Source organism: Psychrobacter sp. DAB_AL32B, assembly GCF_002224105.1.
Lineage (GTDB): Bacteria > Pseudomonadota > Gammaproteobacteria > Pseudomonadales > Moraxellaceae > Psychrobacter.
The window spans coordinates 1-511 of sequence record NZ_NEXU01000150.1 but is presented as its reverse complement, the minus strand read 5'-3'; the positions used below and the strand labels follow the sequence as shown (position 1 = coordinate 511).

Sequence of the window (511 nt, the reverse complement as noted above, 5' to 3'; positions counted from 1 at the left end):
GGCAAGAAATGAAGCCGAAAGAAACCGATTAATGGCTAAAAAAAATTCATTAGAGACTGGTCAAAAAGTAATTATTGGCGGTATGTTCTTATCCCTTGCCAAGACTAATACTGGTATCGCTAAATTCATACTTGAGAACGCTAGCACTCATATCACCCGTCCTGCTGATGTAAAACGGATCGAACCTCTGCTTGAAGAATTAAGACAGGCTATGGTAAGTGATACTGGCGAGGATAATTCAGTCTAAATCTAATTTGCCTTGACCGTTTTTCTTGACGTAAGCCAACATATAATCTCTAACCAGTTGGCTTGCGGTGCGGTTGTTGTCTTTCGCTATTTTCTTGAACGCCTCAATCAATTCTTTATCCGCTCTGCAAGTGAACGTACTGTCATTGCTGTTTGCCATGCTAAGACTCCCAATCTACTGATTTAGCGATAATACTAATTTTGTTAGTGCATTGCAACACTGTTGTTTATGCAATTCAAAAAAACATGAAAACCCAAAAATGAC

At 38.9% G+C, this 511-nt stretch carries 2 protein-coding genes; one reads left to right on the top strand and one right to left on the bottom strand.

The genetic code is table 11. The annotated features are described in order from the left end of the window. Positions 1-247: hypothetical protein (locus CAN34_RS13755; protein WP_217320638.1), on the top strand; the 247-nt coding region annotated here is incomplete at its 5' end. Here the strand turns inward: CAN34_RS13755 and CAN34_RS13750 are convergent. After that, positions 239-406, bottom strand: a complete 168-nt coding sequence (locus CAN34_RS13750) for a DUF6364 family protein (protein WP_015060772.1) — start codon at positions 404-406, stop codon at positions 239-241. The two genes, CAN34_RS13755 and CAN34_RS13750, sit on opposite strands and share 9 nt — an antisense overlap. Positions 407-511: the final 105 nt, after the last annotated feature.